Annotated in this window: 7 protein-coding genes and 1 pseudogene; 5 read left to right on the forward strand and 3 right to left on the reverse strand. The window is 40.2% G+C overall.

What is annotated here, in order from left to right:
- From Q0212_RS03355 to Q0212_RS03365, 4 genes are all read left to right on the forward strand, one after another.
- Positions 1 to 194: hypothetical protein (locus tag Q0212_RS03355; protein ID WP_297922209.1), on the forward strand; the 194-nt coding region annotated here is incomplete at its 5' end.
- A gap of 14 nt (positions 195 to 208) precedes the next feature.
- Positions 209 to 337, forward strand: coding sequence for an MGMT family protein (locus tag Q0212_RS16770; RefSeq protein ID WP_367175535.1), 129 nt, complete (start codon positions 209 to 211; stop codon positions 335 to 337).
- An 18-nt stretch (positions 338 to 355) separates the two neighbouring features.
- On the forward strand, positions 356 to 595 hold the full coding sequence (locus Q0212_RS03360; protein ID WP_297922212.1) for a VF530 family protein: 240 nt from the start codon (positions 356 to 358) through the stop codon (positions 593 to 595).
- A 72-nt stretch (positions 596 to 667) separates the two neighbouring features.
- Positions 668 to 3,436: a serine/threonine-protein kinase gene (locus tag Q0212_RS03365; protein ID WP_297922224.1), complete on the forward strand. Its 2,769-nt coding sequence runs from the start codon at positions 668 to 670 to the stop codon at positions 3,434 to 3,436.
- 234 nt (positions 3,437 to 3,670) lie between these two features.
- Here Q0212_RS03365 and Q0212_RS03370 read toward each other — a convergent pair whose 3' ends face one another.
- Positions 3,671 to 3,817, reverse strand: coding sequence for a hypothetical protein (locus Q0212_RS03370; RefSeq protein ID WP_297922215.1), 147 nt, complete (start codon positions 3,815 to 3,817; stop codon positions 3,671 to 3,673).
- A gap of 442 nt (positions 3,818 to 4,259) precedes the next feature.
- Entirely contained in the window at positions 4,260 to 6,290 is a 2,031-nt protein-coding gene (locus Q0212_RS03375; protein WP_297922218.1) for an NADPH-dependent 2,4-dienoyl-CoA reductase, read from the reverse strand.
- A 178-nt stretch (positions 6,291 to 6,468) separates the two neighbouring features.
- Between Q0212_RS03375 and Q0212_RS03380 the strand changes: the two genes are divergently transcribed.
- On the forward strand, positions 6,469 to 6,825 hold the full coding sequence (locus Q0212_RS03380) for a cupin domain-containing protein (protein WP_297922221.1): 357 nt from the start codon (positions 6,469 to 6,471) through the stop codon (positions 6,823 to 6,825).
- Here the strand turns inward: Q0212_RS03380 and Q0212_RS03385 are convergent.
- A pseudogene (locus Q0212_RS03385) lies at positions 6,809 to 6,967 on the reverse strand (NADAR domain-containing protein); the annotation flags it as partial. The gene Q0212_RS03380 and the pseudogene Q0212_RS03385 sit on opposite strands and share 17 nt — an antisense overlap.
- Between the last annotated feature and the right edge of the window lie 58 nt (positions 6,968 to 7,025).

The following is a 7,025-nucleotide window of genomic DNA, read 5'->3' on the forward strand; positions in this document are numbered from 1 at the left end:
ACATCGGGCGCATCAAGCCGGACTCGCCGCTGGCGCAGCTCTTCCCGCAGCAGAAGGGTTCCGACGGCGTGCGCATCCCGCGGCTTTCCTCGGCGGTGGCGGTGGCGGAGCGGCTCAGCAACGGCACCATCGGCTATGCCCTGGAGATGAAGCGGGCGCCGGCCGACCCGGCGCTGCTCGTGCAGTTGGCATGATTATGAGTCAGAATATGAATCCGGAAGTTCCGTGCCATCGCGTGATTCGGTCGGACGGGGCAGCGGGGGAATACAACAGGGGCCGGGACGAGAAGGTCAGGAAACTGCGCGAGGAAGGCGCATTGCAGCAGGTGCCACGGTAGTCGTGCTATACTTGCCCCATGTCAAATCCGCTCCAAAACAAGACCCTTGAAATGATCCTGGGCGAACTGGTGGAATGGTATGGGTGGGAAACGTTGGGGCAGGATATCAAGATCAAGTGCTTTACGACAGATCCAAGCATCAAATCAAGTTTGAAGTTTTTGCGTAAAACGCCTTGGGCTAGACAAAAAGTCGAGGAGTTGTACATCAAAACAGTCAGAGAGATTGAGCGTAAAAGTAATGTCCATGAAACCAAATAAATGGAGTCCCAAACCTGAGGGTGCTCCTTCAAAATCTTCGGAGGCAAAATTTCAGGTAACCGAAAATACCGAATTGATGGTATTATAGGACATGGAGCAATGGGCATAGTGTATAAAGGTTTTGATAGTAGTATCAATCGGACCGTTGCTATTAAAACCATTCATCATCATCTTCTATTAGGCGATTCTGGCGCAGAATTACTAAAACGTTTTAAAGCCGAAGCAACTGCTGCTGCACGTTGTCAACATCAAAATATTATTGCCATCTACGACTTTGGCCAACAAGAAGACAACACTCCGTATATTGTCATGGAGTTTGTCAACGGTCATACCTTAGAAAATTTATTAAAAACACAACAAAAATTATCATTTGAACAAATTAACCGTTTGTTTTTGAGCATTTGTGATGGCCTAAATTATGCTCATCAACAAGGTATTATTCATCGGGACATTAAACCTGCTAATATCATCGTATTAGATGATGATCGTATTAAAATTGCAGATTTTGGTATTGCCAAAATTGAATCGTCAGACAGCACCCAATTAGGTATGTCATTAGGTACACCCTCCTACATGGCTCCAGAGCAAAGTCTAGGACAAGTGATTGATGCTCGTGTAGATATTTTTGCGTTAGGGATTATTGCTTTTGAACTATTTAATAGTTGTCACGACTTACCTACAGCCTTGTGTCAATATAGCATAATGACTGATATTGACATTGCTAAGCGGAAAAAGCTTAATCCACAAACGTTGCTTCCTAAATTACTTGTTGACTTTATAGATACTTGTTTACAAGCTAATGTTGACAACCGTTATAAGAATATGAGCGATTTAATAGGCCATTATCAAGCTATTATTCAGCAAATAAAATCAGTCTCTCAACTAGACATCGACAACAACTTAAACTCTACACAAGATTTACCAAATGCATCTTTGCTACAAGAAGAGTCTTTTAACTTTGATTTACATCCAGATTTTTTGGAGATGGTTTCTGATGCAATACCAAAAGAGCAAACACTTGTCGATCATTTTGCAGAAACACAAATTACCAGTAAATCGGTTGAACCCCCAAGTGCGCCAAAATTAGACCTCCAAGAGCAAGTTAAAAAAGCTCTATCAATTTTAGACATCATTCGTCTGTTAAAAGATATTCATCCCGTCTTAAATCACGATTGGAAAGATAAAATTCCTCACTTATTAGACAAACTTGATGAAGATTCACGTCGCCGAGCTTATAAGAATATTCTAGAACCCAAAAATATTAGTCTCACGCCAGATAACAAATTAGTTTTCTCAGGACAGCTCACCTTAACTGAGGCAAAAAGACTTTTGGTTAGTCGCCCTATTTCAGTTGCACTTGACAAGCTATTACGGATTGTGAATGGCATTAAACAAACTCGCAATATTTTAACTATTGGTGATTCATTAGAGGCGGGGGTTGAATTAATCAATAGTATTAATACCGAAGATAATTTCGCCTTACAAAAAGAAAAACTACGTCTAATAGAAGCCTTTTTATACGATTTTGCCACAGAATTACGTGAACACGACTTTGATCCTCCTCCCAGTGAACGTGGCTTAACCGTAGACATGATAAAAACCTATATTATTGAAGTTTTTATTAAAGAAAAACTTCTTAGCTATTGGTTTAGCACGTTACCTTTACGTGAATTAAAACAAGATCCTCTTCCATTCGTTAACACTACTTTATTTGATGAGGCTAAAGTACGCCGACTTGGTATTGTCTCAACAGAACGTTATTTCTTTCTCATAGGAGAGGTTGCCAAATTTGAGCAAGATCGCTACTCTGTTCGTCGTTTTTTATTAGATGATGATGCTATGGGAGGGCGTTTTATTTACTTTAATATTTTGGCAGTTGATAAATACAAACTGCGTGAGTCTAGCTATCAAACTAAAATTCGTAAAGATTTAACTCGTGTTGTTACGTTACAACGCCAACTCACTAATCAAGTCATTGAGTTTGTAGATGGCCTTGAAAATTGTCAACTACAATATTTGTTACCTTTATTAACAAAGCCCTTAGAAGCGGATGGTACTAACTTACAAACCATAATTGAATTTCGCCTACGTGACTACGAACGAAATCTAAGTTTATTAGTTTTAGGAAAAGCTAATAGAATATTAAAAGAATTTGCTCAAACACCAGATGATTACGAATACTTATTTTTTGGTTTAAAGTCATTCTTAGTCGAATTATTAGGCGATATTCGTGATTTTTATTATCAATCTTCAGCTCGTTGGAGTCTCAAAAGTCAAGAAATGGAATTCAAATTAGTTTCTTATTTACGCTTATTAGAAAAACGTAAAAGTAGTATTTTTACGGCTGACAGAGAACATATTTTTAAAGAAAACCCAGAGCTTGATTTTAACCGCCCTGTTAACGAACTCAAACAAATTATTGACGATGCTGCCCCAGCCATTCGCGTTATTAAACAACAACTTAAAGATGCTTATCAACAAATTGAGTTAGCGGCTGAACGTAATGATTGGCAAAAATTTTGGGATAAATGCTTAAACAAAAAACTGCCTGATCCAGAAAAGATTCGTAAACAGCTAGAACAAGTTACTAAGGAAAGTTTGGTTGAAATTGTCCGTATTCCTAAAAAATATAAGCGAACAACTATTTATTTAGAGTTTGAAGGCTTGATCGGCATTGATGAAACGGTTCGTCACTACGCATTCCCAAAAGGGGAACTTGGCATTTCTTTTTTACCCATACTCATTCGTTTGCCAGAGGACTCCAGAGATTTTGACCTAGCAACCGTCAAAGAGGCTCTAAAACCGACTGTGTTTAGCCAATTTGGGACTGCCACTACTTAAATACGCTGAGTTAGGTTTAAAAATTCTAATTTTTAGAGAGAAGTCCCCTCTTAAGAGTAATGCCAGTCAGTTAAGCTTTTTTTGCTGACTTGGTTGCGACTCGGCTCAACTATCCGATCGAAGGGCAACCACCCTGACTCCGTTCAGTCAACGCAAACATGCGCTCTGAACAGAGTCAAAGTGTTATTTTTAAGAAGCCATTTTCCGTAACTGACCAGCATTAGCTACTGTTTGTTATTTACTGGCTATTTGTACCACTTGTACATACAAAGAAGTAATCTCATTCATTTGTTTAAGCATGGTATCTTCGGTTTCTAAGTTTTTATAAGGAATAGCCCAATATAAAGCTAAATACAATTTAGCAATCTGTTGACTTAACATCCGTTGTCTACCTGATTGCTTGAGCTTAAAACTAAAATCATAAATACATAACTAATATATCGTTGGCACATGGTTTTGTTCATGGTCATCAGACTCCATCATAGGACAAATAATTGCTGTTGTTATTGTCCTTTATTGTTATTTATATAATAGTTAGGGTAAGGATTCAAGCACGTAGAAAAATCTGCTTAAGTCAACATATTGTGGCCAAAAACAAAAAACCATATTAAAAATGATAGAAAAAAAGTAAGTACAAATATAAGCGTTTGTTTATATTTAAAATATATCAACTATATTTTGAGAAAAAAACTAACATATAGAACATATAATGTATTAAGCTCCTGTTTTTTCGCCAAAATTTTTATCTAAATAGCCGACAAACGGTCATATAAAACGGATTAAATGTAGGATGCACTCAAGCATCCTAACACTTAAGTATATATTACAATTTCGTTGCCAATTCTGCCCCTTCTTTAATCGCACGTTTAGCATCTAACTCACTGGCCAAAGCCGCGCCACCAATTTGGTAATAATTGGCGCGTGTGCTTTCGCCTTCTTTGGGCATTAGCTCACGTAAGGACTCTTGACCCGCACAAATCACCACGTTATCAACCGCTAATAATTGCTCTTTACCGTTAATCGCAATCACTAAGCCATTATCGTTAATTTCGCGGTATTCAACGCCAGACATCATCGCCACATTATTTTTTTGCATCACCGCACGATGTACCCAGCCAGAGGTTTTGCCCAAACCTGCACCGACTTTGGACTCTTTACGTTGCAATAAATAAATTTGACGTAAAGGCGCTTTGTGTTCGGGTTCAACTAAACCACCTTCGACTTTGGCTTGTAAATCAACGCCCCACTCGGCACACCATGCTTGGGTAGAAATGGGTAAACTCACCGAAGCATCGTGCAATAAAAATTCACTCAAATCAAAACCGATACCGCCTGCACCAATCACCGCCACCCGTTGACCGACAGGCTTTTTGTCGCGCAATACATCCAAATAAGACAATACTTTAGGATGTTCAATACCTTTAATGGGTGGTTTGCGAGGTGCAATACCTGTCGCCACAATCACCTCATCAAAACCTTGTGCTTCTAAATCGGCACGCGATACCCGTTGATTTAATTTAACAGTTACGCCTTTTAGCTCTAATTGACGGCCAAAATAACGAATGGTTTCATAAAATTCTTCTTTACCAGGGATTTGTTTGGCCACATTAAATTGACCACCAATCTCTGAGCTGGCTTCAAATAAGGTCACATAATGACCACGTTCTGCGGCAACGGTCGCAGCCGATAAACCTGCTGGCCCTGCACCAACTACCGCAATACGTTTGGCTTTAGACGTTTTGATATAGACTAATTCGGTTTCGTGGCAAGCCCTTGGATTCACCAAACAGCTAACACGCTTATTGTTAAAGGCATGGTCTAAACAGGCTTGGTTACAGCCAATACAGGTATTAATTTCATCGGCTTTATTGGCGGCGGCTTTGTTTACCCAATCAGGGTCTGCCAAGAAAGGACGTGCCATTTGCACCATGTCGGCATCACCACGCGCCAAAATTGCTTCGGCCGTATCAGGCATATTGATACGGTTGGACGCTATGACAGGAATAGACACTTCTTTTTTGATGCGTGCGGTGACATCGGCAAAGGCAGCACGTGGCACAGACGTGACAATGGTCGGCACACGCGCTTCGTGCCAACCAATGCCCGTATTTAATAAGGTCACGCCTGCTTGTTCTAAGGCTTTAGCGACTGCAACCACTTCATCCCATGTATTGCCGCCTTCGACCAAATCTAACAGCGACAAACGATAGGCAATAATAAAATTTTTACCGACCACTTTACGAATACGCTTCACGACTTCAACAGGAAAACGCATTCTATTTTCGATAGTGCCGCCCCATTCATCATCACGCTGATTAACACGCGCACACAAAAATTGATTGAGCAAGTAGCCTTCGCTACCCATAATTTCTACGCCATCATAACCCGCAATTTTGGCCAAACGCGCACAACGACCATAAGCAGCAATGGTTTTGGCAATACCACGCTCAGACATTTCACGCGGTTTAAACATCGAAATGGGTGATTTTGTCGCAGAAGCGGAGACCACAAAAGGATGAAAACCATAACGGCCAGCATGCAAAATTTGCAATAAAATTTTGCCACCTTCTTTGTGAACCGCATGAGTCACTAAACGATGATTGACTGCATCGGTAATACGGTTCATCGTGCCACCAAAGGGCAACAACCAGCCTTCACGATTAGGCGAAATACCACCTGTGACAATCAAACCCACGCCCCCTTTAGCACGTTCACCAAAAAACGCGGCTAATTTGGGATAATTATAAAAACGGTCTTCTAAACCTGTGTGCATTGACCCCATCACCACACGGTTACGAAGTTGGGTAAACCCTAAATCTAAAGGCTGCATTAAATGCGGATAGGCTTGGCTCATGGTTAATCTACCTTGCTAATCAAGAACTCAGGATTGATAAATCCCAAAACAATGCGCCAAAGTTTACACCGTAAACATTGACTTGGCTATTGGTATTTTTGCGTTATTTTTAGGGCATTTAAGACAATTGTTAAAGACTAAACGCTTATAATTGCTTTAAATTTTTAGGAGTATTGCCATGAGTAGCATTTTTATTGCAGGACAAGGTGAAAGCCTTGCCACGCCAACGATAGATTATCCACGTGCTGAACGTTTGGTGGTTGGTAATCCACAGCGTTTAACCCAAAATTTATATGAACATCCAAACATGAGTTGTGGCATTTGGCAATGTGAAGTAGGAGCTTGGCGCATTGAATTTGCTAGTAATAAACAAGAATTTTTTAACATCATCAAAGGTAAAGTTCGTTTGCATGATATTCAGGGTAATTTTGTAGAAATTCAGGCAGGACAAGCTGGTGTCATTCCTCCAAATTTTAAAGGTATTTTTGAAGTCGTTGAAATTGTTCAAAAATATTATGTCATTGTGGAAGTTTAACAAGCTGCCCTCGGGTCATCATTAATGCAAAACCTAACAAGTTTTCGCCACGCCATGTTTGTGGGTGTTGCGCTTTGGGATTATCTTGCCCCAAACCAATCCCCCAAATAGTGTCTAAGGGGCTGGCTTCGACCAGAATACGCTGCCGTTCCATAAAACTTATCAAAACCTACTTATTGTAGAACAAATAGGCTTTGTGT

It is taken from the genome of uncultured Agitococcus sp. (assembly GCF_937920075.1).
Lineage (GTDB): Bacteria > Pseudomonadota > Gammaproteobacteria > Pseudomonadales > Moraxellaceae > Agitococcus.

Coding starts and splice junctions, on each gene's coding strand:
- Q0212_RS16770 (WP_367175535.1), top strand. CDS start 209: ATGAATCCGGAAGTTCCGTGCCATCGCGTGATTCGGTCGGACGGGGCA.
- Q0212_RS03360 (WP_297922212.1), top strand. CDS start 356: ATGTCAAATCCGCTCCAAAACAAGACCCTTGAAATGATCCTGGGCGAA.
- Q0212_RS03370 (WP_297922215.1), bottom strand. CDS start 3,817: ATGTTAAGTCAACAGATTGCTAAATTGTATTTAGCTTTATATTGGGCT.
- Q0212_RS03375 (WP_297922218.1), bottom strand. CDS start 6,290: ATGAGCCAAGCCTATCCGCATTTAATGCAGCCTTTAGATTTAGGGTTT.
- Q0212_RS03380 (WP_297922221.1), top strand. CDS start 6,469: ATGAGTAGCATTTTTATTGCAGGACAAGGTGAAAGCCTTGCCACGCCA.